Raw genomic sequence first — 25,878 nt, forward strand, 5'->3', positions numbered from 1 at the left:
ACAAGTGAAAGATTACATACAAAAACAATTTACAGATTCAATTTTCACCAAACAAAAAGCAATAGAAGACAAAGAAATTCTTCAAACCCTGCAGGACATAAGTCAGAAAGCGATAGAAGTCTATAAACAAAAAGGAAAAATCCTGATTGCCGGAAACGGAGGTAGTGCTGCAGATAGTCAACATATTGCCGGTGAACTAATTTCTCGTTTTTATTTTGACAGGCCGGGCCTTGCTGCAATAGCTCTGAATACGGACAGTTCCACACTAACAGCCATCGGAAATGACTATGGTTATGAGCATGTGTTTGCCAGGCAAATAGAAGCTAATGGAAATTCAGGAGATATATTTATCGGAATTTCCACTTCCGGCAATTCAAAGAATATTATACGAGCTCTGTCAATTGCCAGGGAAAAGGGTTTAGTAACAATAGGATTCACCGGGGAAAGCGGAGGTGCAATGTTAGAACTCTGTGACTTTTGTTTAAAAGTTCCTTCGAGAGACACTCCGAGAATCCAGGAGTGTCATATTTTATTTGGTCACATAATTTGTGCATGTATTGAAAAAGAGTTATTCGGAAATTAAAGTAAGGAATTATACTTAGTAAAAAGAGACGGAAAAATATGAGAAAGTCAAGTCGAAGAAAAAAAACACCCATCAATGTACCGGAAAGGGAAACAATTCTTCCTAAAAAAGTCAGACCGGAAGTTAAAAAAGTAATAAAGACCAGTACCTTTAGTATTTCCTGGGATCCCATGTATTCCACAAGGAAAGTGGAAGATGAACTTCGTTCTGAACTGATAGACCTGTATTTCAAATTACAAAAGAAACCGGCAGAAACAATTGAAAGATTAAAAGAAATCATCACTGAAAATCCGGATCTACCCATGGCTTATAACTTTTTATACACAGCCTATCTGGCAGAAGATGAAAAACAAAATGCAATGGATATCATTCGGAAAGCCAAAGAAAGGTTCCCTGAATTTGTTTTCGGAAAACTGGCCAGTGCGGAAGAAGCCTTACAGGCGGGAAATTTTCAGGAAATTCCCCATATTCTGGGTAATATTACAAAATTCCGAGACATTAATCCATCGCGGGATACCTTCCATATCGTGGAAGCTCTGAACTTTGCTTACGTAATGGGAAGATACTGCGTAGAAAATAAAGAAAGCGAAAAAGCACAGAAGTATATCGAAGATATGAGACAAATTGATCCCAAAAGTCATTTCATTAAAAAATTAGAATCTCATTTCAACAAAGTCAACAAAGTAGGTATCTTCAAACGTGCCTTGAATCGTTTCAAAAGAAACAAGAAAGATTCGAATTAAAACCAACTTCTCTTTGCCCCCTTGCGGTTGCTGCCCTTCGGCTCCGCTCAGGGAGCACCTTCTCCGCTCAGTATATAGCTCAGCAACCGGTTGCGGACAATACCATTTCTCCATCTCACAAGCCTGTTTTATGATCTTATAGCTATGTTTAATCTTACTCCGTATAGTCCTAAATTCACAACCGTTTTCTCAGAAGTTTTTCTTTCTTTTTTGGCCTGAAATTTTTTCTTGGTAAGACCAAACGCTGTTTTGGGTAATAACTTCCAATATCCGAAGGTAAGACTATGAATTTGAAAAAAAGAGTCATTTTCAGTATAATTCCCGGCTTGTTTCTTTTACTCGCCTGTTCCGGCCCTGAAAAGAAAATCGAGAAAAAGCCTACAGAAGCCGAAATTCTTCAAGCTTTCCAAATCCCGGAATCCAGCTATGATGAACTGCCTAAAGAACGTAAATTATTTGCTGCTCATTATCCAATTTCCAACGAGATGAGGATTGATTTATTCATGAAACCTATTGAAAATATCGGTGGAGGCTATATCGGTGTGGGAACGGACCAGAATCTGAGCTTTATAGCAAAGGCCAGAAGTGAATTTGCCTATCTCATGGATTTTGACCCGGTGATTGTCAGGGTGAATAAGATACATATCTTATTTTTAAAAACAGCCCCCACTTATCCCGAATTTTTAAAACTCTGGTCTTTTAGTAATAATAAAGCTTCCTATGAACTGATAAAAAAAGAATTTGAAGCCGGTTCAGACTTTAACCTGATTAACCAGGCCTGGAAAATTGCGGCAACAAAAGTTGGAGTTCCCTCTCGTTTGAAAGACCTGAATTATATGACAAAGCGTTTTGGTTTGCAATCATTTCACAATGTAGAGAAGGAATATGCTTATTTACACGAACTGGCTAAGAAGGGTAGAATTCAGGCGATTCCGGGGGATTTAACCGGGAAAAAGACCATGCAGGCCATTTCCCTTTCAGCAAAGAAATTAAATATTCCTATTCGGATTTTATATACTTCCAATGCAGAAGAGTATACAAAGTTTCCGCAGGGGTTTCGAGACAATATTTTATCCCTACCGGTAGATGAAAAAAGTGTGCTTTTGAGAACCATTACCTCCTTTACCAAAGGAATTTTTGGTTTTCCGGAGGGAGAAGGCGAGCGTTTCCCGGACTATCCTTTCCATTACAACCTACACCCTCTGCAAAATTTCAAGAAATGGATGGGATATAAATCCAAAATAAGTTTTCGAAATCTCCTGAATGGACGTACCAAATTAGAGAAAGGTTTTTCCATTCAGAAGGCCAGTCCGGAGGAAGCAGGAGTCAAAGAATCAGGTGATATTAATAAATATGCAAAATAAAAAAGAGAAATATAAGAGTGTTGTACCAAAAAAAAGCATTTTAATTATTCTTTTAGCGTTTTGGTTTGTAAATTGTGCCAGTACCATTCGCAGAATTTCTCCCGAAACCTCTCAATCCTCGCTCAGCTTTTCTGTAGTAGGAGATATTATGGTTCACAATACCCAGCTGGATGCAGCTTATGACAAAAAGTGCAAGTGCTATGATTTTGAACCGGTATTCAAAGAAATCAGTCCCTATCTTTCCCGGGCAGACTTTACCATTGGCAACCTCGAAACAACTCTTCCCAATAATCCTAAGTTATATGCCGGCTACCCGGCTTTCGGAACCCCGGACTCCCTAACTTCAGCCTTAAAAAAAGCCGGTTTTGATATTCTTACCACCTCCAATAATCATTCCTGTGATACGGGAAAAGTTGGACTGGAACACACGATAGAGGCTCTTGATAAGCAGGGACTCGGACATCTCGGCACCTATAAGAATAAAAAGGAATATGAGAAGAATCGCATTTACACTATAGAAAAAAATGGTATAAGAATTGCATTATTTGCTTATACATACGGTACCAACGGAATCCGCGTACCCGGAAACTTTGTAGTGAACCTGATAGACAAAGAACAAATAAAAAAAGATATCCTTCTCGCCAGAAGCCAGTCCTTTGATATGATATTTGTATACTATCATTTCGGAACAGAGTATTTGCGTCTTCCGGATAAGTTTCAAAAAGAAATGGTAGAACTGGCTTTAGAAGAAGGAGCGGATGTAGTTCTCGGTGGGCATCCTCACGTTCTACAACCTTTTGGTTTACAGACAAGAAAGGATAAAAAGGGAAGACACAGGCAAACCCTGCATATTTACTCTCTGGGTAATTTTGTATCTGCCCAGCACAGAAGATTCACTGATGGAGGTATCATCTTCAATTTTTCCATTTCAAAAAAGCTGATTGATTATGGTGAAAAAAAAGAAGTGAGCTATTCCATTCATTCTGTAGGCTATGAACCGGTCTGGGTTTATCGTAACTGGATAAAAGGTAAAAGGAATTACTATGTTTTACCCGTTAATAAATACAGAGAAGAAAAGGGTGAGTTAAAACTGGCTCTATCCGATACAAAGAAAATGGAATTATTTTATAAAGATACACAGGGACATTTTAAAAAGCATTCAATTCTGGAGGAGCCACTTGTAGCAGGAGGTGATTGATGTCTGTGAGAGATTTTGAATCTTTTTTTGGTAATCCTTCAATGATAAAAAGCGATATGGTGGCTATTGGAGGGGATTTTAGTACGGAGAGGCTGTTTTATGCTTACAGTCACGGAATATTTCCCTGGTCACAAAATCCGATCCGCTGGTATTGCTTAAACCCCAGGGCAATTTTTGATATTAAAGGTTTGCACATTTCCCGTACGGTAAAAAGAAAGATTAAAAAAGGTTTATATACCATTACTTTTAATGAAGCTTTTACGGATGTAATGAAAGGTTGTGCTCTGCGAGTTTATGAACCTACCTGGATAAGCAAAGGTTTTATTGAAGGATATACAAATTTTCACCGGGATGGTTATGCCCATAGTGTTGAGGCCTGGGATAGTTACGGAAACCTCGTAGGCGGAGCGTACGGTGTCGCTATAGGGAAATTTTTTGCAGGTGAAAGTATGTTTTCTTTTAGTTCAGATGCCGGTAAGGTAGCCCTATCTTATCTCTTTTCAGCCCTGGATATGTCCGGTTTTACCCTCTTTGATACCCAGCAGTTGAATGAGGTCACCTGGAATTTGGGAGCCTATGAGATTCCCAAATCGGTTTATCTATCGAGGCTAAAAGACGCAGTAAAAGTTCCTACAAAGTGGCAGCCTCCTCTCCTCGAACAAATTTCTCCTCTTGATTATGCTGAAAGAAACTCCTGAATAAATTACAGGAAGGTTAGACAGTTTAGTATTGGAATATACCTTCTTTGTTTTCAAATATTTCTGGTTTTAGACGATTTCCGCTGGAAGGATGACGCAGGCTTCTTTTTAGAACAAAATCAAAGAGTAGAGGGTTTACCTGGTATATTTCTCTTAGAAGTTCCCGTTCTTTTTTTGTAATGAGTTTGAGTTTTTCTAATTTGCCAAGGTGAATTAAAACATTAACAGCCGGAATCGGATAATCACTTCCATCCACGAGTTTTTTCGCCCAATCTTCTTTTTCCAATACAGTCAGGATAGGTTTGGGTAATCTTGTTACCAGACTTAAAGCAGAAATATCTCCATATAGCTTCCCATTAAATTTTTCTTCCATAAGTCGACTGAATAAAACAAAATTATCTATGGTTCTCAACTCTTTTGTATCGAGATCTGAATTTTGTCCCAGACTGGCACAGTGAGCAAGGATAACATGGACTCCGAGTTGTAGTGCCAGTCTGAATAAAAGAGGGTTTCCTAGTTTCTGGTATTCGTCTGCTTCTACTGCTTTTTCTTCCCCGGAATGGCTCAAAAGAACTATTCTTTTCTCAATGAGTTTCTTATAAAATGGTATAATGTTTTTATCAGAGGGATCCATTCCCTGTGCATTGGGAAGCCATTTCATCAGTCTGACTCCTTTTTCTGCCCAATAGTCTATTTGTTCCAGAGCATCTTTTCTATAGGGATGAACAGAAATCGCCGGAAGGAAAATATCGGGATACTGTTGAGAGAGTGCATATACATATTCATTCGGAACATAAAATTCTGTTTTCTCTTCATTTACGGTTCCATCCTGATTATAGTGTTTATCGAAAGCCAAAATATAATGCTTTCCATGGTAAGGATTGGAGCGAATCAGGTTTATGAGTCTATGAAGGGCTTCTTCGTCTGCACGGGAGGCAGATTTTACTCCGAGAGTACTTAAATATATTTTATACCGAAGAAAATGAGCAGGATGAAAAATGGATTTCATATTTGGATTGATATAACAATCTTTGCAGGAAGTTCCCGTTCCTATTATATGGGTATGAAAATCTACAAGCTTCTCTACATTGATTCCTTTATAGGCCTCAGCAACCAGGGCTTTTGCTTCTTTACTCAAGTTTGAAAAAGAAGGATCCGGGTGAAAAGCTCCTCCGAATGAGCGAAACATACAGGATTCTAAGAAAATATGGAAAAGTAAGAAAAAACCGAATTTTTGAATGAGTCGCATTTTTGTCTCCTGTAAGAGTTTTGTTTTATACAAAATATCTTGCAAATATTTTTTACCGGTATAATATAGGAAACAGACTGGAAAATTAATAAAGAGTCAGGTCTATCAAAATAATGAATATACTACTGGTTGAAGATAGTGAATTCGATTGTTTTTATGTCACAGAGCTTCTTAAAGATACGCAAATTGAGTATAATTTACATCATGAGTCGGATCTTGCTTCAGCTTTAGAGCACATAAGAACGAGTGGTTTTCCTGACATTATTCTTTTAGATCTCAATCTACCGGATTCCAGCGGTTTAAATACCTTTCAGGCTCTTAAATTAAGGTCTCCGAAATCTACCTTTATTATTCTTACCGGTAACCGAGACAACGATCTGGCTTTAAATTCCATTTCTCTTGGTGCCCAGGATTACCTTCTGAAAGGGAAAATTAATTCCTATGTATTAGAGCGCTCCATTAAATACTCTCTCGAGAGAACCCGTCAGAATCAGGAAGTAATCGAAAGAAGTCAGGCTTTGCAGGCAGCTAACCTGAGGATGCAGAAATTGATGGAGAATCTTCCTGCCGGAATTTGTCTTGAGGATAAAGATGGATATATTACCTATATGAATCCACATTTTATCCCGGTTTTAGGATTTAAACCTTACGAAATACCTCAAAAATTTTTAGAGGTAGTGGAGTTTTTAGCCGGAAACTATGCGGAGTCTTTTGACTTAAAAGAGAAATACCAGTGGATGGCGGAAAACCGCTATCATTTCAAGGGGGAAGAGTTTACAAATAAAGAGGGAAAAATTCTTTCTTTAGAGTATATTCCTCTTTTTTCGCATGATAATGAATATGAAGGAAACCTCTGGGTTTTTAATGATATTACTTCGAGTAAGCAATGGGAAAAGAAAAAAGAATTAGTTAAAATATTAGATTCTACCTCTGAAGAATTTTATATTATATCACTTGAAACTTTTCGTTACCTTTATACAAATTCAACTGCTTTAAGTAACCTGGCCCTTGAGCAAGAAGAAATTTTTTTAAAACATCCCTATGAGATAAAAGAAGGGATGAGTAAGGAAGAATTTTTTAAACTGATTGATCCACTTTTAAAAGATGAGGTGGAACGTTTGGAATTCGAATGTTTGCATAAACGAAAAGATGGAATGCTATATCCTGTCCAGTTGTTATATACGAAAATGGAATGGAATGGAATGCCTGTTATTCTATCTGTTGGTCGAAATGTTGCAGAAAAAAAATATACAGAAAATCTAATTAAAGAAAAACAAGAACTTCTAAGTTCCGTATTTGATTTGGTTCAAGTAGGGATATGTATTTTAGATAGAGAGGGGAATATAAAAGAATATAATCAGAAGTTCAAAACTATTTTTAGTGAAAATGAAGATGTCAACTTTAAAAGTTTCCACCAGTTTGCCGGCTTAAGTGGAACCAGAAAAAAAAGGTTCTATCATCTGCTCTTTACTAAAGATACCATGTCAAACAAGAAACCTCTGAAGGTCAAAACCCTGAAAGGAAATAATATTTGGATAGACATTAAAGCGACTTCTATTACCTATAGTGATGGAAGAAAGTATAGATTATTAGCCATAATCGATGTAAGTCAGCAAAAGATTTCGGAACGAAATATTAAGAATTTATTAAATGTTGAACAAAGTTCAAGAAAAATGCTGAGTACTATCATCAATGCTTCTCCCGACTGGATTTATATCAAGGACCTGGAATTTCGTTACCTTCGAGTAAATGATTCTTTTGCAAGAGATATGCACTTGAATCCGGATGATATTTTAGGAAGAAGTGATATACAAATAGGTTTTCATGAAAATATTGTTTTTGGCGATGATGAAAGAGAAATCAAGGGCTTTCGAGAAGAGGACCTGGAAGTACTAAAAGGGAAAACCATTCATAATAGTTCTGTCGAAGTGATTGATAAAAATGGAAAAGTTAGAATTTTTGATACCTATAAATACCCGCTTTTTTCGGATGAGCAGGTCATCGGGATTGTTGGAATCTCAAGGGACATTACAGAGAGAAGAAAAGAGGAAGAAAGAGTTAAAGATTTATTAAAAAAAGAAATTGCTCTCAATGAGTTTAAGTCACGTTTTATCCGGATGGTTTCACATGAATTCCGAACTCCTCTTACCACTATAATGAATTCTTCTCATCTGATTAAGTCTTACGGGAATCGGCTTGATGACGAAAAGAAAGAAAAGTATTTTAAATATATAGAAGATGCCATTCATAATTTAATAGGTTTGCTTGATGATGTTATCTTAATCAACCAGTCTGAAGAAGATAGTTTGAACAATCATCCGGTAGAAATGAAACCTGTTAATACGATACAGGACATTATTGAAAAACTTGAAATAAGTTATAAAACACACCAAATACTTTTTTCAGTAGAAGGAGATCGTAAAACGGTTTATAGCCTCGATGATAGTCTATTTCGAATTATTGTGCAAAACTTAATAACAAATGCAATTAAGTATTCTCCGGGAAAAAAGAGTATAGAAGTTTACTTAGAATTAGATAAAGATGATATATTAATTCAAGTAAAAGATTATGGAATCGGAATTCCGCAAAAGGAATATGATAGTTTATTTAAATCCTTTTTTCGCGCCAGTAATGTGAAGAATATATCGGGAATTGGTTTGGGTTTAAATATTGTGAAATCCTGTGTAGAAAAAATGAAAGGAAAAATCTGGTTTGAATCTAAAGAAAATGAGGGAACTATCTTTTATATAAATATTCCTGCCTATAGTATTCTACTATAGGACTACAAAAGTTATCTTCTATCGAGCTTATGTTTATCCACCTAAGGCCTATTTCGCGAAGATTTAAAATTTATTCAGATAGGCAGAAATCCTTGTATGCGGAATAAAGGAACCATTCGCACCTGTTTTTAACATCAGTACATTCAGAGGACTTATATCAAATCCATCACCATGAGGAATGGCATATATAATTCCATTGAAAGAAAGAATACCCGACTCCCACTTTTTAGGGGCAAGGCCCACCGAATAGGAAAGATCCAGAGTCTGTGTAAACACATCGATACTGAGAACTTTACCTGAGGAATGAGGAATTCCGAATATCTTACCATTCGGAGCCAGCACAGCTCCACTAAATTTTCCTGAGGCCGGTAAGACCACTGAACCCGGTAAAGCAAGGAGGGAGGTAGTTTGGGAATCGGTAGAAATTTTTAAAACGGAGGATTCGGTATCCGGAACAGCATAGATATCTCCATCCAGACCGATAGCTGCTCCCGACCATTTGTTTAGATTTGTATAAGTGCCTCCCATCGTAATAAAAAAACCTTCAGATCTCGAATCGAAAGTAAAAACTCTCGAAGAGTTATAAGGAATAAGATATATTTGGCCATTTGGAGCTAAGGTAGCCCCGGAATACTTTCCGAGTCCAGCCATAGTCGGCCCTACCAGACTCAACTGTCCGGTATCCGGATTTATCTTTAAAATTTGAGAGGAACTATAGGGGGCGCAATATATCATTCCATTTGCTCCCACACTTCCTCCTTTCCATTTATTACTTCCCGTATCAATACCTGAAACATCAATACTCACCACATCTATCGCTGTCTCATTGTTATAATCAATGATTAATACATGAGAGGCATCATAGGGGATTCCATAGATCTTTCCATTTTTGGCCAGCACTCCTCCCGACCACTTTTCCGTTAAACCATTATTATAAGGTGCAGGTAAAGCGATTGTATAAGTAGTCTGGTCATTGGTATTAATTACCAGGATTTCTTTTGCCCGAAAAGGCATGGCATAAATTTTCCCATTGGGAGCGAGTACTCCTCCTGACCAGAGTTTACCTCCATTAAGAAAAGAACCTGTACTGCTATCAGAAACAGAACCACTTCCCTGCCTGTAGGAATATAACAAATCTTTCTGGAAAGCATTAAAAAAGGAAGGCCCTATTTCAGAGAAATAGGGTTCTCCGCTGAGGCTTGCAATTTCACCTGAATTTAAGGCTCTGGAGTAAAGTCGGACATCTTGCATAAGACCGCTATAATATTCTTGTCCATCCATACGAAAGCCGATTTGGAATTGAGAAGAACCTGTCATCCAGGTTTTTGTTGCGTTGTTTAACTCAATTCCGTTTTTATAGAGTCTCGCAATGCTACCGTCATAACTCAGACAGACATGAGACCAGTGAGCCAGAAGGGACAACTTATTAAATACCACATCATCTGCAAAACCCATTCCGATTAAATTTGAACTATCAAAAGAAAGGCCGAAGCCTTTTGAATTCAAGGGGCTTCCATAGCTACTGAGAGTCTGGGAAGTCAGACTTTTGGGATTCATCCAGGTACAGAGAGTTCTGGGTTTATTAGAAGTAGGTAAATGAATTACATTACTTACCATTTCACTATCTACCCCATTAAAGCTATAGGCTGTATTCGATACTCCGAGTCTTCCATTAACTGCTGTTACATTTATCGTATTTAAATGTTGACCGAAGCCACTCATATCTCTCTCATTACCTTTGAAGTCATAGTGGGCAATAAGACCATCCGGAACCTTTGTGGAAAGCATTCTTATCTGTTCAGCACTCAGGGCTGTATTATAAACCTTTACATCATCGACTCTTCCGGTAAACTTATTTGTTCCTGCATCAGCTTTGCCTATTAAAAGCTTCGTAAAAGTTGTATTCAAAGAAGTTATAACCGGAGCTTCCGCCATACCATTTACATACAAGATAACAATTTTTCCGTCATAGGAAGCACAGAGATGTGTCCAGTCTTTTAGAATGGCCGGGCTGGAAGAGGTTTGTAAAAATCCAAGACCTGTTGATGCCACATAGGGCTTATGATTAGAAATTCCTATAATGAAATTTCCGGCGGCTGTACTATAATTTCCATATCCGAAAATAGTGCTATCAGAAGGTATATAGGCATCGGGGAAAAACCAGGTACAGATAGTTCTGGGCGAATTTCCAAGAGGAAGATCATTCGGACTGTATGAAACAAAACCGGAACCATCAGTTCCTGTTCCATCAAAATAGTAGGCACCCCCCAGTTCTCCGTGAGTATCCAAAAAGCCACTGTTTACAGGTGAGGGCGATGTTCCCGAATCAGAGCTGAGAGTATGAGTAAGGGAAGAAAATTTGGAAGAATCTGAAAGACTTCCCGCCTTAAAATTATAATTCCGTACCAGTCGGGTACCGAGTTTGAAATGTTCGAGGATTTCTCCTGCTTCCAACCCCCGGTTGTACAGGGAAAGTTCATCGATTTTGACTCCTGCATAGGTCCCTGTTTCCGGCCCGCTTGTACCGGAGGCCGCCCCGAGAATTAAAGAATTGGAAATTGTATAATCGATTGGATAGACTGCTCCCGCATCATTACTGGCTTTTAAACCTGCATCAAGATATAATTTCATAATCTGTCCATCGTAGGTAGCACTTAACATGTGCCAGCCATAAGGAACAGAACTTAAAGCAAAGCTTATGCTTACATCTATAGAATTTCTCCTTAAGGTAAACTGAATATTCGTATTATTGCAACTAAGTTCGTATCCCCCGGACTCAAACTTGGATACAATTCCGCTTACCGCATTGCAGGAACTAATGGAAGAATCGTGTTTGAATATCCAGAGATTCAGACTGAGGGCTGAAGTGGGAGAAATCCCGGCAGAATGAAAAACCTCAATATATTGCGTACTACCATTTAAAAAAACAGCTCCGTTTGTGTCTCCCATAATAGCCCCGGAAACATTTTGGTTCGGAGTATTAAAATAGGTTCCATTCAAGCCGGAAATGCTATCCGTAGCTGTAGCTCCAATTTCTCCCAACCTCCAGTAAGAAATAACTCCCGAAGTAGAAGCCACAAAGCTTGTATAGGAGGCCTGACAATCAACAAGAACATTACTGACATCTGAGGCTTGAATTTTTCCTGCCCGGTTTATAACTCCACAATACTGGCCTGCGGGTTGTTGCAGGACAGTAACATCATAAACCTGGGTATCTCCTAAGAGAGTTGCAAATGTATAAGTACCATTACTCGGAATCGCCAGATTGTCACTTGCATTATTTTGTAGGATAAGTCCCGTTCCGCTCAGATTTTGTACTGTAAAACCCACCTTATATAAAATTCCAATACTGATATTTTTATTATAGGAAAGAGAAGATGCAGCTGCAGGTGTGGGTAAAATCAAACTTGCATCTCTTCCATATTTGTCTTGAATGCTTCCCCCGTTTAAGCTCAAAGCTGATGTGCTGAGATAATCCAGATCGGCAGAGGAATGACCGTTTAACACAGTATAACGAAAGACAAGGGTATTGGTGCCACTACCGGAAAGATAAACCGCATTTGCATCAGTAGTTCCTGTTTCTAATTGTAAAAAAGGACTTCCGCTAACTGTCACCACATCAGAAAAGAATACCTGTATATCAATGTTTTGAGCGTCATAATACATACCATCTGCATTGCTTGAACTAACATTGTTTACGCTTACAGCCGGAACGGTTCCTGTAGTAAAAGAAAATGAGTATTCCTTATCTAAGGAGATTCCATTTGCATTTTCAAGAGCAGTTTGAACCTTTACAGATACCTGGGCCTGAAGAGGCCAATTCGGATTTGGACTTATGATAATCTGCGGATTAGAAGACGCATCTACCGAAACTGCAAGGCAGGTACTAAAATTATCGGTGCTAAACTGAATGGAACCTGTGCAGGTTCCGGAGCCTGTGTTTGTAACAATACTTATAAGATTTACTGAAGAGTTGAATAAGAGATTAATTGGAGTAGTCGTCGAAATATCCACAGCCCCGGCAGAGGGACTGAAAGAATTTAAAGAGAATGTTTCTGTTTGAGTTGGATCTACCGGAACCACCGGAACCGGAACTGTTGTCGATGTTTCTTTCGCTCCCGAAGATAAAAGAGCAAAATAAGACAGAAGAAAGGAATCCGCACTCGGAACATTCATGCAATGACTCAAAGATAGAAGTAAAAAGACAAGGATATAAATAAATTTAAACATGATAATTACCCTATAGCAAACGCTACCCTGCTCCCTAATACGAGATCTAAAGGTCCCTATTCATTAGAACAAGTGAAAAGGTTTTTTTTAACGGGTTTTCAAAAAAAAGAAGATTAAATTTCTCATTTCCTGTATTTTGATTGTGAAGAATTCCCTGAAATCTATACTTCATAAAAATTGGATAATATATGAAACATGAACTCAGTATCAATACTGTAGATACTCTCTTTCGAAGGGGAATTGTGATTATTACCCTTCTCTTTGGCATCTTAGAGTTTACCCTTTTCAAAGATAATATCTGGGTCAGGGCCTTATTTGTAGTCCTTATGGCCGGGATTGTGGGTTATTTTACAAATTTTTTAGCTATTAAAATGCTTTTTCAACCCAAGCAGGGAAAAGTTTTAGGCTGGGAGGGGCTTGTTCCCAAAAATAAAAAGAAAATTGCCAGAAGTCTCGGGAATAGTATTCAGAATCAATTATTAGCCCCGGAGATTATCCTGGCTTATATCTACGAAAGGAAGTTAATTGAAACCGGAACTCTGAAGCTGGCAAATTGGATAGACCAGATTTTCCAGGATGAAAAAGTTCGAAATGCAGTAACAGCCAAAATTATCAGTGTTTTAAAAGAGAAGGGACCGGAAATCGTAAGTGCCGTTTTTGATGTTTCAGAGGAAACTTTAAAAAATCTCGCCCGGAATCCCGAAGAAATCAAAAAGTTCTGGGAACATGCAAGAGAAAGAATTGTAGAATATATAAAGACGGAAGAAAACCGGGAAGCCATAGCGGTCAGTACAAAAAAAGTTTTATTAGAAGAAATTCCGAGGCTTTCCAGGGTTTTAAATGAAGCCCTGGAAACCTACCTCCACCAGAAAAAAGCCATAGGAACTCTGGGGATGAGCTTGAAGAAGCTGGTTTCTTTCAATGATGGCGCGATTCAGGAAGTCCTGGAAAAATTTATAAAGGATCCGGAAACCTCGGAACAGTTTATGGGTATGCTCGACACCCTGGTTGATGAATTTCAGGCCAAATTGAACTCCCAGGAAACCCAGGACTTTATTCTTTCCAAGGTAGAAGACTGGATCAGTATTTCGAGTAAATATGCAAGACAATCCATCCTGCCTACCGGAATTGATAAACTAAAAGCGTATCTCGATGATGAAAAGAACTGGCAAAAATTGGATCAGTTTATTTTTAAAACACTCGATTGGGGTAAGGTAAAAGTACTGGAGTATATGAGTTCAGACGAAGGACAGGAACATGTCAAAACAAATATAGCGAAAGTGGTTCACCAGATTAATGTTACCCAGCTCGTAGAAGAACAGGTCATGAAGCTCGATACGGATGAATTAGAAAAAATGATCTTAGATAACACCGGTGGTAATTTGGTTGTAATCCAGGTCTTAGGTGGAGTTCTCGGGATGATAGCCGGTCTGATACAGGTTCATATTCTCTTTACTTTCCCGGTTATGGTTTTAGTTTTAATTGCCTATATTGCCCATGTTGTGAACAAGAGAAAGTATGAAATAAACAAATAAATCATCAATGAATATAGAAGATAAATTTGTATTTGAACAAATCTTAGAAAACTGTTGGGAGGCCATTGTTTATGCTGACTTACAGGGAACGGTTATCTATACAAATAAAGCTGCGGAACTCCTATACGGTTATGAACCGGGGGAGTTAATCGGAAAAAGTGTAGATATTTTCAATTCCCATTTGAGCCATAATACCGATGTAATTATTGAATCTATAAAGAACGCCGGTTACTGGAAAGGAGAAATTGTTCAGAGAAGAAAGGATGATAGCCCGATCACCTGCCTGCTTGCGGTTAGTCTTCTAAAGAATGTATGGAATGAACCTATAGGTCTTGTATCCAATAGCAAGAACATTACAGAACAGAAACTTCAAGAAGAAATTTTAAGGAAAATTGAAAATAATGAAAATATAAGCTTTAAAGTTATCAAGGAATTACAGAACGAGCAAAGCCAGATGCTAAAACAGCTTATATTTGAAAGAACGAAGGAATTGGATATAAGCCTTGCTGGTATCAAGAAAGATTTGAGTGTAGCCAAAAAGATTCAGTCAAATATTCTTCCTGATAAAATAGATTCCTTAGATAGATTGAAGTTTTGTATACGTTATATACCTCTTCAGGAAGTAGGAGGAGACTTTTATGATATTTCAAAGAATCAAGAAGGGGATGTTCGAGTTTTAGTTGCTGATGCTACCGGACATGGAGTTCAGGGAGCTCTGGTTACAATGGCGATTAAAGGGGAATATGAAATTTTAAAACAACAGGTACGTAACCCGGCAGAACTTTTGACCATACTCAATAAACGCTTTATCGAAAAATATAATTCTTTAAATTCTTACTTTTCCTGTTGTATACTGGATTTCGATTTGAGAAATTTTAAATTAGAAGTAGCTTCTGCCGGTCATCCTTCTCAATTCTTATTACGGGATGAAGAAGTTCATACCATCACAAAAACAGGGAGAATCATTGGTGTTGTTTCCGAGGTAAACTATAAGCTTAAGCAATACGACATTCAGCCGGGTGATCGTTTATTCCTATTCTCTGATGGAATATATGAAGAATTCAATTCAGATGAATCAGAATTTGGCGAAGAACGTCTGGTGCAAATATTTAAGGAATATAAAAATTTGCAGCTAAATGATTCAGTAGAAACTATTCTTCGTAATTTAAAAACCTTTTTAAATGGAAAGCCCATTCAGGATGACATTACGCTAATCGGAATTGATATTACTTGAATAGAAGAAAAAGAGTGAATGCCATCTTTTAAAGGATACTGTTGGAATGTTATGATTAAATATATTTATATTTGTTTAATAATTCTTTCTTTCTTTGTGGATTCTTTATTTTCTGAACCCTTAAGTCCGGAAAAAGGCCAAACACATATTCGCCCGGAGACAGCAGCTTTTTATGGACTTGTGCCGGGTCTCGGACAAATTATCAATGGAGAATATTTCTCTGCTGCAACTCAAGTATTGACATTTAGCTCTGCTGCTTATTTAAGTTCCTACTATGTCAGGCATCGAGATTATATTCATATAAATGAAAGGAAGATTGATTTTGATCCATTTTATACGTATCTTTCAAATGAAATCTCAGCAAGGAATATGTATAATAAAGATGTACCCGCACCCGGTATCTGGGAGACAGAATATGAGAGAAGGCTAAGATTCTTAAAAGAAAAAAAAATGGCCGAACAGAATCCCCTTCTTGAATACGGACCCTATACTCGGATTAACCAGGTGAGTCTGTATGCACAGATGGCCGAGCAGACTATGCTGCATACACTCTTTTATTCCGTGTATTCGGCTTACAGGGATACGGGAGTTATGGGAGAAGAAAGAAGCAAAGAAACATTCGCTTCTCTGGCAACTGCTCCTTTTGATTTCCAAATCCTTTCTCATCCGACAATATGGACACCTATCGCCGCTCTGGCTATACTCGGAGCCAGCGGTCTTTTGGATAGTCAGCAAGCTACTCTCGTTCCCAAAAATTTTCATAGTAACGGTGATGGAGCTTTTTTTACAACGGTGGTAAGTTTCAATGCCGGTGTGGGGGAAGAAGCTTTTTTTCGAGGCTATTTGAATCATAGTATCTCCAGAAGACATGGAGCTATAGCAGGAGGCTTTGTTTCCGGTCTGACATTCGGACTGGCTCATTATGGTGAGGAAAATCGGGCCCCGGTAATCCAAACGCTCTTTGGTTTTTATGCGGCCTTCTTACACCAGATCAACGGTTATGATATTCGCCCCGGCATAGCCCTACATTTCTGGTGGGATATTATTGCCATAGCAATAGAACTTCGGAAGTATAAACCGGATGATAATTTTAGCAAGAATCGTAGAGAGGTTCATTTCATGCCAACTCTTTATGAATACAGGTTTTAATATGAAAAAAATAATTATTTTATTGAGCCTTTTGTTTTTCGCAACTTGTTATAACCTGGATGAAGAATATCCAAAGAAAGAAGAAGCTTATATTGAGATCTATGCTGCGATTCTTTATAAAGAAGCTGAATGCGGTCAAAAACCGGCTCTTCCGATTATCTTTATGGATCGACCGAAAAGAACAGCTATGAATGCCTGTGTGTTTTCCATAGTGAAATCAAATTGTCCATTTCTAACGTATCCACTCGTTTGTCTGGAAATGTTCAAGGTAGATGTCCCCTATGTTTTGCCTCCGGGAGTTCGTTTAAGAAAAAACTGAGTGTTAATATATTTGCTTATCTTTTCATTCTTTTTCCGAGATAATATACCGCTTCTATTGAACCGGGAAAGGTGAAGCCTTCAAAGGGAGACCAGCCACTTTTGCTTTTCACCATATTTCTTTCAAAGCTGGTTTTTTCTTTGAGGTTCAGAACCGTAAAATTTGCAACATAACCTTTTTCTAATTTTCCAAATCCTTTTCCAAAATTAGAAGGTAAATAGGGGTTTACAAATTCTCCCGGATTTTTTGCACAGGTCTCTGCAATTCGTGTCAGGAGAACTTTTTTTTCCAAAATTAGATAAGTCACAAATAAGGAATAGGTATCGAGATGAGATACACCGCTGATGCCTTTTTGTTTTTCTTCTATACTATGAGGAGCATGGTCACTGGCAAGATAATCAATATCTCCATTTATAAAAGCCTGTAAGAGAATTTCCTTATCTTCTTTTGTACGTAAGGGGGGATTCATCTGCAACCAATGCCTGTTCTCATCTGTTAGCATACTCTTATCAAAGAATAGGTGTGTGGGTGTTACTTCACAGCTAAGTTGTAGGCCTTTCTTTTTTGCAGAAATGATTTGTTGTAATCCTTCACCGGTCGAGTAATGACAGAGTTTTCCACGAAGCTTATATTTTTCTATCAGATGTAAGGCAAATGCGGTAGCCGTAATTTCCGCTTCGGGAGGTCGTCTTTCTTCGTGTTTTGGATTTGTTGCATGTTTTTCGAGAATGATTGGGTCTTCGCAATGAAAGCTAACATTCTGGCCTTCATATTCTCGTATAACCATTTCCAGACTTTCGTTATCTTTGAAGAAAAGGTCTCCTACAGAAGGACCCATAAAAACCTTATAAGGAACTGAGCGAGAAAGAGGTTTCGTTTGTGGCCCTATGCCTGCATATAGGGTAACATGAATCGGAGATTTACGGCTTAAAAACTCTTTTTTTCTGTATATATCATCATTGATAGGTGCCACCGGATTATTGGGCATATCAGCGATATGGCAGAGTCCTCCATTAAGAGCTGCTATTCCTGCTGAAAAAAAATCTTCTTTATACGTATGAAGACCGCTTAAATCCTCACGAGCATGAATGTGGATATCTCCAAAACCCGGAAAAATGATACAGTCTTCCGGAGAAAAAGTTGCATAGCCTTCGATGTTTTCGGTTACCTCCTCGATTAGACCGGTTTTAGAATCGAAAACAATCGTTCCATACCATTCTTTTTCATGGTTTACTAATCTACCTGAAATTTTTTCTTTCATGGTTTTACATCCTTTAACTCGGATTTCTTTTTCAGTTCGGGATAATCAAAAAAGATTCGGTTTGCGATATCTAATATTTCCGAATCCTTACCTTCGGTTTGTTTATAAAGATCTTCTAAAAGATGTATGGCTTTGTCGGGAAGGTTTTGCTTGTAAAAAATTCTCGCTTCCAGCTTCATAGCCTTGAGACTAATCAAATCTTTTTCAGTTCTTGCTTTTCGTAAAAAGCTGAGAGATTTTATATAATCTTTATTGTAGAAATAAACAATGCCGGAAAGAAAAGCTCTTTCTCTTTCTGAAAACTGAATCCTTTGTTTTACGGGAAGAGACTGGTTTTCATTTTCAAACTTTTGAAATTTCTCAATCTTGCCACTCTGGGAAATTCCATAAAGGTGTAACCAGAGATAGAGTTTCTTATAAGCAGAAGGAATACTATCTATATCAATTTCCTCTAATTCCTGCATAATGTATTTCTTCTTTTTGCGTGCCTCGAATGTTTCATGCAGAAGAATAAAGAGACGGTTTAAACCGGAATAATGCCTGTCTTTTACTAAGGCCCTTGCCCTCAGGGCTGATTTGTACATCTTGGTGAGAGCAAGACTTATATTACGACTGAGATTGAAGTTAAACTTATTACCGGAAGCCTGTTTTAAAAGAAAGGTTGCATTTAAGTCCAGACCGGCTTCTGTTGCATCAAAGAAGTAGGCCCTTGCAAGAAAGTGAAAAGCATCCGGGTCGAGACGTTCTTTCTTTAAGTGTTTAAAAATAGCAGTCTTTAAGCTTTTACTTATATTCCCTATAGATTCTTTGTTAAGAAGCCTGGCAGCTCCTTCACTTTCCAAACGATTCACCTCACCTAAGGAGGAGGTACTATGAAGAAAACGTGGTGCAACAAGTTTGTAAGCCGCAAATATAAGCACCAGAAATGCTGTGAAAAAGAATAAGTATTTTACTTTCGAAGTTTTATTCTTCGGTTCGTATCTGTCCGGATTGTAAACCATTATTTATACGGATAATAGAGTATGGCTAAATTGAGTAACATTTTTTTTAGTTCCGGGTCTTTTTCTGTATCTGCAAGAAGGAAAATTCTTTCTGCTTTTTTCAGAAGGTTTTCTTCTTTCTTTTTTATTTCATCTTTTAGTTTTACATCGCTAATAAGATTTTCCGGTCCTCCCCTATCTTGAAAACGAAGGGCTTCGAGGATAAGAATTTTTGTTTCTTTCAAGGCACCTTTTACAGATAAAGCGTTCAGAAGGGGAACCATAGCCTTTTTTCCCTGTGATGATATAAAACTTTTATTACCGATGCGGTTTTGTTTCTGAAATTCTTCCGGTGAAAGATGAGCCAGAGGTAAATGTAATCGGTGTAGAATGCATTCTGAGAGACTGTAAGAATACAGTTTTTTTAATTCTATCAGAGCTTCTCTGGCGGGTTCTTCTGTTTCAATAGTGGAATAGGCTAATACAAGAATTTGTTGTAAATAGGTTTTCCATTCCTTGTTTTGAAGGAGAACGTATTTGGGACTTTTATTGTATTTTTTTGTATAGTAGGGAAAGCTTAAGGAGCGGTATAATACCGCTCTTATTTGTGGATCCGGATTGTCTTTTCCACTGATTAAAGCTTCTGTATATTTATATTTCGCTCTTTCTAAAAGACTGAAACCCTGAGTACCTTTCAAGTTTCCCTTTTCAAGAAAATCCTTTTTTATGTTTTTAAAGAAGTCCTTATCTTTCACTTTAAGTGCTGTGCGGATGGCTCTGTATTCTTCCGGTCTGAGCCGGGTTTCGGATGGCAAAGAAGAGATAAAGGATAGAAGAAAAACTGAAAAAATAAAGAAAACAGGAATTTTTAGAAAAAACATTATAGCTCTGAGTAAAACTTTCCTTTAATTCTTACAAGTAATTTTATCAGGAAGCAGAAAGGCTATGAAAAAGTCTGCTTAAAAGATAGGGTTCAAGACCGGCTATTTTCTTATGAAGTTCTTCCTTAAAGGTAAAAATAGCTTCCATCTTTCTCTCGTATTGTTTCGGATCCTGCTCATAATAGAAATTCAAAAGAACAAGGCAGAATAATTCCAGAAAAGAGTCATAATTAAAGTCATCTTCCCATTGAGGGTGCTTATCTTTATAGTTTCGAACCCAGTTCTCCAGTTCTAAGAGTAGCAGGGGGTCAAAAGCAGTTTCTTTTACCTTTGTCTGGATAAGACTCAAAACTTCAGCAGGAGCATTGAATAGGTTTAAGCTTCCCCCTATAAAAGATTCTGTAGGTAAAGAATATTTTTGCCTCAACTCTCTGGCTTTATCAGGAGGAATGTAAGCAAAGGGTACACATACACCCCGGCTTACGATAGTCTGCTTTAACTTACTTAAGTCATCTACTATAAACAGAAAACGGGAGTGTTCCGGTGGTTCTTCAAGAGATTTCAATAGGGCGGTCTCGGCTTCGTTATTAATCAGGCTTGCATCGGGAAACACGATCAAACGTTTTTGAGACAGGTGAGGGTAAAAATTTAAGCGCTTGGTTTGTAGCCAGCGTACGGTAAATTCGGAAGGATCTTTTTCTTCACCGATAGCAATACGCTGATTATCCGGAAATTCAATATAATCCGGATGAGCCTGGTGCATGAAAGCTTTACAGGAAGGGCAGATACCGCAGCTCGAACCCTGCAAGCAGAGGACATGTCGGGCAAAACGCTCTGCCAGAGACCATTTTCCTACACTTTCCGGTCCATAAAAAATTAAGAGAGGGGGAATTTTATGCGGATAAAGGCAGTAGTAATTGACAAATCTCAGGGCAATATCCTGCCCTTCTATTTCATGAATGCTAAAAGGAGAAACGCCGGTCACTTATCAAGATACTGTTGCAGGGATTGGATAATCTTTCTTTGTGAGAAGATTACATAACCGAGAACTGAAGAAAACAAAAAGAGACCAAGACCATAGACCAGATGTAGATCTTTTAGTCTTTTTTCTTCAATCGCAATGGCTTTAATGCTTTCCAGTTGAGAAATAAGAAGATAAAACTTATCAATATCTTTATAAGAAGTTTTAGCTGTAGAACGTATCTGGGTAATCAGGGCGGCTGTCTCTTCTTTATTCAGCTTTTCAATAATAGGAAATACCTTATCCAGATCCATTTGAAGGAGTTCTTCTGCACTTATTCTGGGAAGGGGCTTTTCTTCTGCCGGCAATCCGATGAAAGGAAGTAAGAGAAATAAGACAGTAAAAATAATTGAAAAAACAAGGTTTTTGTGTTTCATAATGATGTTCTATTCTATATAACCCAGTTTATCTTTCCATTCCTGTAGAATCGGGAGCTTATAGTTGAGAAAAATAATCCCAAACAAAAGAGCATCGATACAGAAAAGAAAACTCAGGCTAAAAATGATGTAATGAAAAAGTTTTTCATTCCCCGGTAGGGAAGGTTTTGCATATAGGAGAAGAAAGGGAGAGATAAAGAGCAAAAATAGGCTAAACGCAAGGTATTTCAACCACCTGATAGGAAGCAAGCGGGAGAGAACATTCTTTTTAATTCTTAACTTACTCTCTATCTTCATCTTTATTTATCCATTCCTTCATAAGTTCTTTTCCCCTGAAGATATAACTTTTTAGGGTATTCATTTTCAAATTCAGGCTTTCGGATATTTCTTTATAAGACATATTATCAAAATAATAAAGAACCAGAGGCTTTTTATAATTAAGTGGAAGGCGACCTATAAGGGAATGAATTCTTTGAGCCATTTCTTCTTTAATAAGATTTACTTCCGGACTGAGAGAAGCACTCCATTTTTTAAACATATCAGAGTAAGAAAAACTCGTTTCCGGGTTTTCTTCCAGTTGTTCAGGTAAACGTGACCTGGTTCGAATTCTCTTAATAAGTTCATTCTGGGTGATGCGATACAGCCAGGATGAAAATTGAGATTCCCCCCGAAATGCAGAAAGACTTTCATAGGCCTTAAGAAAAACTTCCTGAGTTATGTCTTCCGCTTCGTCCGGATTACCGGTATATTTCAGGGCCTGGGCAAAGACCTGATCCTGGTATTTATCCATCAGGGTTTCAAAAGCATCTACGTTTCCGGAGAGTATGACATGAATAGCCTGCCAATCTGTCGGATCACAGAGGATGGCTTTTTTTTCTATTTCCGAAGTTTGTAAAAGGTTAAGAGACTGAGCCCTATTGCTAATGGTATTAACCCTCCTAACATGGCCATAGAACGACCCAGTACCATGATAAATACAATGGAAAGAACGAGTCCTGTAAATGTCAACAAAAGACCGATAAAAAAGGAGTAAGCTCGAATATCGAAGGGGAAAGACTTATACAGGCCGGCTTTAATGAGGGCTATTTTTTGTCGGTGCCACCAGAAGAACAAAAACCAGAGAAGGGTTGAACCGAACACAATCCCAAAAATTGGAACAAGGTATAAAACAAGGGTATAACCGCTTTCTCCACCTTTATTAGAACCTGTTTCGAGAGCGGTTCGAATAATTTCTTCTAATGCTTTTTTTTCCTCAGGACTCATTGTATCTTACTGATTTCATTCTGATTAATCAACTGGTTTACAAAAGTAGCCAGAAGGTGAATTCCATCAGGGGGATTCGCCATATAAATTTTTATACCCATGCTTACAGCGTTTGTTCCCAGTTCCGGTCGTTTCTTGATATTTTTTACCCCGGCATAAAAATCATAGTTCTGATTATTAATAAGTATAGAAAAAGCTATCTTCGCACCGGGGACCAAAAAATCATATTTGGCACCTTCCTTGACCCGGCAACCGACTCCTCTTCCATCCTGGCTTATATCCATGATTTCTTCTTCTGCTGAAAAAAACTTCCATTCTTTTACGTAGGAGAGTTCCATTTCAAAGGTAAAATCTTCGCAGCGTGACTCTATAAAACTCATAATGGCCGGAAGACCATTGGTAGATTCTATATCCAAAGCGAGATTATCATTTCCGAGATTCGGAAGACTGCTTAAAAGTTCCACATAGCCGATAAGGGAGTTACCGGCTCCGAAGAAGGGAATAATCAATACCGACTTGATGTTTTCTATCAGGTGTTTTTGGACAATCGATTCTCTGAGTTCCTTTTTCATCTTTTGTTCCGGGTTAAAAAAGGTGCTCTGGGTATAAAACATCTTACGGTAGGCATCCCGCAAGAAATAAGGCATCTTTGAATCTGCCAGATGATTCAAAAGAGGAGTATTGGCAGCATAATAAAAACCCACGTTTACCTTTGTAATAAAATAACCCGATTTGTTTAAGGTCGACTCCAGCTCCATCTGAAAGTTCTGGATGGATTCTGTAATGCTATACGTTTTTCCGTATAGGGAAAGTAGAGTAGGAAGGTCTAATTGAGGAGAATAATGCAGGTTGATGAGTTTAATATTCTTAATACTTGCCCTCTGGGCTGCTCTTTCTAAAGGGGTAATAATAATTTCCTGAACATGAAATAAATCGGTTCGATAGGGGTTTACCTGTTTGATTCGAATTTCTACCCGGTTTTCCCGCGTGATAGAAATCAGAGTGCCTGGTTTTCCCGGAGGTCCTTCTACCTGTTCTATAATTATATGAACCGAGTTATTCAGGTCTTTTTCTAAAGAATAGCTGTTAATTTTATATTTACCGCTTTCCTGTCTGGCGGTAAGACTTTTACCTACCAGTCTTTTGATAATATTACCCAGAGTTGCCTGATCATTTAAAATATATTTCTTCATAAGACCTTTTTCCTTTCCCTATACCAGGCTTTGCCTGTCCGGATGGTGAATGACACCGTAAGCTTTTTCAATGAATTTTTCTTTTAGTTGTAAAGAACCATTTCTTGAGGCCCAGACTTTCTCTTCTTCTGTAATCGGAAGCATATAAAGAAATCTTACCGGTTTTTCTTTTTCCGTATTGAAACCCATTAAAGAAGGAAGTAGAGAAGGCTTAGAATCTTCAAAAAGTAAAAGATGGTTAAATTCCAGTAAGGCTTCCGGATCCTGACGACCGAGCTGAATCGTATGGCCTTCTCCCAGCCATTTCTGCATGTTCCAGGGAAACTTAACCAGTTCTCCCATAAAATGAGGAACCCAGGATTCAGTAGAATCAGGCCCGGCTCCGGAGCGGATGGCAAACACAAGCTCAATTCTGGCATAGGCTTCATAATCTTTATGATAAAACTCTACTGCGGGCATGTTCTGGCCGCTCATTCCTATGGTGGAATATATTTGAATAGAACTATCTTTTAACTGAAACCGGGCGATTCCGATAAAAGGGAATTTCCCTCCATCTGCCGACCAGTATTTTGTATGGGTTCCGAACTTAGATTCTAAAAAATGCAGCCGGGAATCACGAATTTGAATCCAGGTTTCCGGTTTGGAACGGTATTCCCAGAATTGTCTCGCTTTTTCAATTCTCTCGACTATGACCCCATGATTTGTATCTCCTATCGCAGTAGCTGTCAGGGCCTCATCTTTGACATACCGACTGTAACCGTGAAAACCTTTCATTCCGGACCAGGGAGGGAGAAAGGTGTATAAAGAATCGTTTACAAAAAGAGCAAGACCGTTTCCTTCTTCGAGCCAGATAAAGTAGAGATCCTTTTCTGAGAGTGGAGAAATGTCGGGGTTTGAAGCCAGTTCGGAACGAGTGAGAACGGGAGCCCTGCCGGAGCGTAACTCCTCTTCGGTTCTTTTTTCCGGGGCTTCCACCCGGTTTTTTACCCAGACAGATTGCATTTCGTATGCAGGGTTCATCTGGCTTTGCAGGTATAAGTACACGGTTCTTCCATCATCCTCCAGGAAAGCAGTCATGCTCCCGTAGGGGTTTGTTTCCTGATAGGTTATACCCTCTTCGTTTGTCATTAGTAGGTAATTTGCCTCTCTACCTGTCTCGCTTTAAAACCTTCCAGAAGTTGGATGATTTTTCTTTCCATGTCCTCTTCTAAAAGAATTTTGGGGTAATAAGCCGAGGTATTTAAAAGGCCTTTCAGGGCTACTTCCCCCCAGTTCTGGTAATTTTGAATGGATTCAAGAGCAGTAGAAGGAAGCTCTGTTCCCTCTTTTTCGGATTGAATGAAGGCTGCAATAGCCGACTCCGGTGTCATTTGATTCTTCATGAATGTCTCCGTGAAATTAATACTTAAAACAAATATGAAAATGCGATAGAAAATTCAAGCCGAAATCCCTTCCTGTTTTCGGCGTGATTATAGGAATAGGATCTGCAAAAGCAAGTAAAAAAAGTGGAAATCACTAATATCCGATACCAAAAAACTAAGGAGGGCTTTAGGTAAAAAGCTGACCCGCTGATTGCTGGCAGCTAAACAGTCCGATTATCCATTTCCACAACATTACCAAAAGAAATTGGGTTATTAAGTAAGTTAGAGTTTCAACACTCTACGAGTCCGATTATCCATTTCCACGGTAGATACGTTTCTAATAAGAAACGGTTTCGAGATTGTTTGTTTCAACACTCTACGAGTCCGATTATCCATTTCCACAACATTAATTGCGGTATTATCCATATTGCTTCTGTCAGCCGTTTCAACACTCTACGA

23 protein-coding genes and 1 CRISPR repeat array (1 of these 24 running past the window's edge) are annotated in these 25,878 nt (G+C 38.2%); of the genes, 10 read left to right on the plus strand and 13 right to left on the minus strand.

What is annotated here, in order from left to right:
- The first annotated feature begins 4 nt into the window (after window positions 1–4).
- The 5 genes from H7A25_25145 to H7A25_25165 all read left to right on the plus strand — a co-directional run bounded on the left by H7A25_25145 (window position 5) and on the right by H7A25_25165 (window position 4,586).
- On the plus strand, window positions 5–583 hold the full coding sequence (locus tag H7A25_25145; GenBank protein MCP5503208.1) for a D-sedoheptulose 7-phosphate isomerase: 579 nt from the start codon (window positions 5–7) through the stop codon (window positions 581–583).
- A gap of 38 nt (window positions 584–621) precedes the next feature.
- Window positions 622–1,326, plus strand: coding sequence for a hypothetical protein (locus H7A25_25150; GenBank protein ID MCP5503209.1), 705 nt, complete (start codon window positions 622–624; stop codon window positions 1,324–1,326).
- A 284-nt stretch (window positions 1,327–1,610) separates the two neighbouring features.
- A complete protein-coding gene (locus H7A25_25155; GenBank protein ID MCP5503210.1) occupies window positions 1,611–2,690 on the plus strand; it encodes a hypothetical protein in 1,080 nt (359 codons plus the stop codon).
- On the plus strand, window positions 2,680–3,888 hold the full coding sequence (locus H7A25_25160) for a CapA family protein (GenBank protein ID MCP5503211.1): 1,209 nt from the start codon (window positions 2,680–2,682) through the stop codon (window positions 3,886–3,888). The genes H7A25_25155 and H7A25_25160 overlap by 11 nt, the downstream gene beginning before the upstream one ends.
- A gap of 5 nt (window positions 3,889–3,893) precedes the next feature.
- Window positions 3,894–4,586, plus strand: a complete 693-nt coding sequence (locus tag H7A25_25165; protein MCP5503212.1) for a leucyl/phenylalanyl-tRNA--protein transferase — start codon at window positions 3,894–3,896, stop codon at window positions 4,584–4,586.
- 25 nt (window positions 4,587–4,611) lie between these two features.
- On the opposite strand, the gene H7A25_25170 is transcribed toward H7A25_25165, so the two are convergent.
- Entirely contained in the window at window positions 4,612–5,835 is a 1,224-nt protein-coding gene (locus tag H7A25_25170; protein ID MCP5503213.1) for an amidohydrolase family protein, read from the minus strand.
- A gap of 113 nt (window positions 5,836–5,948) precedes the next feature.
- Between H7A25_25170 and H7A25_25175 the strand changes: the two genes are divergently transcribed.
- On the plus strand, window positions 5,949–8,615 hold the full coding sequence (locus H7A25_25175) for a PAS domain S-box protein (protein ID MCP5503214.1): 2,667 nt from the start codon (window positions 5,949–5,951) through the stop codon (window positions 8,613–8,615).
- A gap of 63 nt (window positions 8,616–8,678) precedes the next feature.
- Here the strand turns inward: H7A25_25175 and H7A25_25180 are convergent, their stop codons facing one another.
- Complete coding sequence (locus tag H7A25_25180; protein ID MCP5503215.1) at window positions 8,679–12,845, minus strand: Ig-like domain-containing protein; 4,167 nt, start codon at window positions 12,843–12,845, stop codon at window positions 8,679–8,681.
- A 188-nt stretch (window positions 12,846–13,033) separates the two neighbouring features.
- On the opposite strand from H7A25_25180, the gene H7A25_25185 reads away from it, so the two are divergent.
- The 4 genes from H7A25_25185 to H7A25_25200 are packed head-to-tail and all read left to right on the plus strand — an operon-like array spanning window position 13,034 to window position 17,082.
- Entirely contained in the window at window positions 13,034–14,380 is a 1,347-nt protein-coding gene (locus H7A25_25185) for a DUF445 family protein (GenBank protein MCP5503216.1), read from the plus strand.
- Window positions 14,381–14,387: 7 nt separating this feature from the next.
- Entirely contained in the window at window positions 14,388–15,614 is a 1,227-nt protein-coding gene (locus tag H7A25_25190; GenBank protein ID MCP5503217.1) for a SpoIIE family protein phosphatase, read from the plus strand.
- A gap of 51 nt (window positions 15,615–15,665) precedes the next feature.
- The gene (locus tag H7A25_25195) at window positions 15,666–16,763 is read left to right on the plus strand and encodes a CPBP family intramembrane metalloprotease (GenBank protein MCP5503218.1); all 1,098 of its coding nucleotides are present in this window, start codon (window positions 15,666–15,668) and stop codon (window positions 16,761–16,763) included.
- A gap of 1 nt (window position 16,764) precedes the next feature.
- Complete coding sequence (locus H7A25_25200) at window positions 16,765–17,082, plus strand: hypothetical protein (protein ID MCP5503219.1); 318 nt, start codon at window positions 16,765–16,767, stop codon at window positions 17,080–17,082.
- A 16-nt stretch (window positions 17,083–17,098) separates the two neighbouring features.
- On the opposite strand, the gene H7A25_25205 is transcribed toward H7A25_25200, so the two are convergent.
- From H7A25_25205 to H7A25_25255, 11 genes are all read right to left on the minus strand, one after another.
- Complete coding sequence (locus H7A25_25205) at window positions 17,099–18,343, minus strand: amidohydrolase (protein ID MCP5503220.1); 1,245 nt, start codon at window positions 18,341–18,343, stop codon at window positions 17,099–17,101.
- Window positions 18,340–19,185: a hypothetical protein gene (locus tag H7A25_25210; GenBank protein MCP5503221.1), complete on the minus strand. Its 846-nt coding sequence runs from the start codon at window positions 19,183–19,185 to the stop codon at window positions 18,340–18,342. The genes H7A25_25205 and H7A25_25210 overlap by 4 nt, the downstream gene beginning before the upstream one ends.
- 158 nt (window positions 19,186–19,343) lie before the next feature.
- Window positions 19,344–20,204 carry a hypothetical protein gene (locus tag H7A25_25215; protein ID MCP5503222.1) on the minus strand — a complete coding sequence of 287 codons (861 nt, stop codon included), beginning with the start codon at window positions 20,202–20,204 and terminating at the stop codon, window positions 19,344–19,346.
- Window positions 20,205–20,250: 46 nt separating this feature from the next.
- Window positions 20,251–21,189, minus strand: a complete 939-nt coding sequence (locus H7A25_25220; protein ID MCP5503223.1) for a hypothetical protein — start codon at window positions 21,187–21,189, stop codon at window positions 20,251–20,253.
- Complete coding sequence (locus tag H7A25_25225) at window positions 21,186–21,503, minus strand: hypothetical protein (protein MCP5503224.1); 318 nt, start codon at window positions 21,501–21,503, stop codon at window positions 21,186–21,188. Before H7A25_25225 ends, H7A25_25220 begins: the two co-directional genes overlap by 4 nt.
- A 108-nt stretch (window positions 21,504–21,611) precedes the next feature.
- Window positions 21,612–21,899 carry a hypothetical protein gene (locus H7A25_25230; protein ID MCP5503225.1) on the minus strand — a complete coding sequence of 96 codons (288 nt, stop codon included), beginning with the start codon at window positions 21,897–21,899 and terminating at the stop codon, window positions 21,612–21,614.
- Entirely contained in the window at window positions 21,883–22,392 is a 510-nt protein-coding gene (locus H7A25_25235) for a sigma-70 family RNA polymerase sigma factor (protein ID MCP5503226.1), read from the minus strand. Before H7A25_25235 ends, H7A25_25230 begins: the two co-directional genes overlap by 17 nt.
- A gap of 86 nt (window positions 22,393–22,478) precedes the next feature.
- Window positions 22,479–22,865, minus strand: coding sequence for a hypothetical protein (locus tag H7A25_25240; GenBank protein MCP5503227.1), 387 nt, complete (start codon window positions 22,863–22,865; stop codon window positions 22,479–22,481).
- On the minus strand, window positions 22,862–24,058 hold the full coding sequence (locus H7A25_25245; GenBank protein MCP5503228.1) for a hypothetical protein: 1,197 nt from the start codon (window positions 24,056–24,058) through the stop codon (window positions 22,862–22,864). The genes H7A25_25240 and H7A25_25245 overlap by 4 nt, the downstream gene beginning before the upstream one ends.
- Before the next feature lie 18 nt (window positions 24,059–24,076).
- Complete coding sequence (locus H7A25_25250; protein ID MCP5503229.1) at window positions 24,077–25,186, minus strand: suppressor of fused domain protein; 1,110 nt, start codon at window positions 25,184–25,186, stop codon at window positions 24,077–24,079.
- Window positions 25,186–25,440, minus strand: a complete 255-nt coding sequence (locus tag H7A25_25255; protein MCP5503230.1) for a hypothetical protein — start codon at window positions 25,438–25,440, stop codon at window positions 25,186–25,188. The genes H7A25_25250 and H7A25_25255 overlap by 1 nt, the downstream gene beginning before the upstream one ends.
- A 190-nt stretch (window positions 25,441–25,630) precedes the next feature.
- Window positions 25,631–25,878: direct repeats of the CRISPR family, unit length 37 nt; unit sequence GTTTCAACACTCTACGAGTCCGATTATCCATTTCCAC; it runs 323 nt beyond the window's last position.

It is taken from the genome of Leptospiraceae bacterium (assembly GCA_024233835.1).
Taxonomy (GTDB): domain Bacteria; phylum Spirochaetota; class Leptospiria; order Leptospirales; family Leptospiraceae; genus JACKPC01.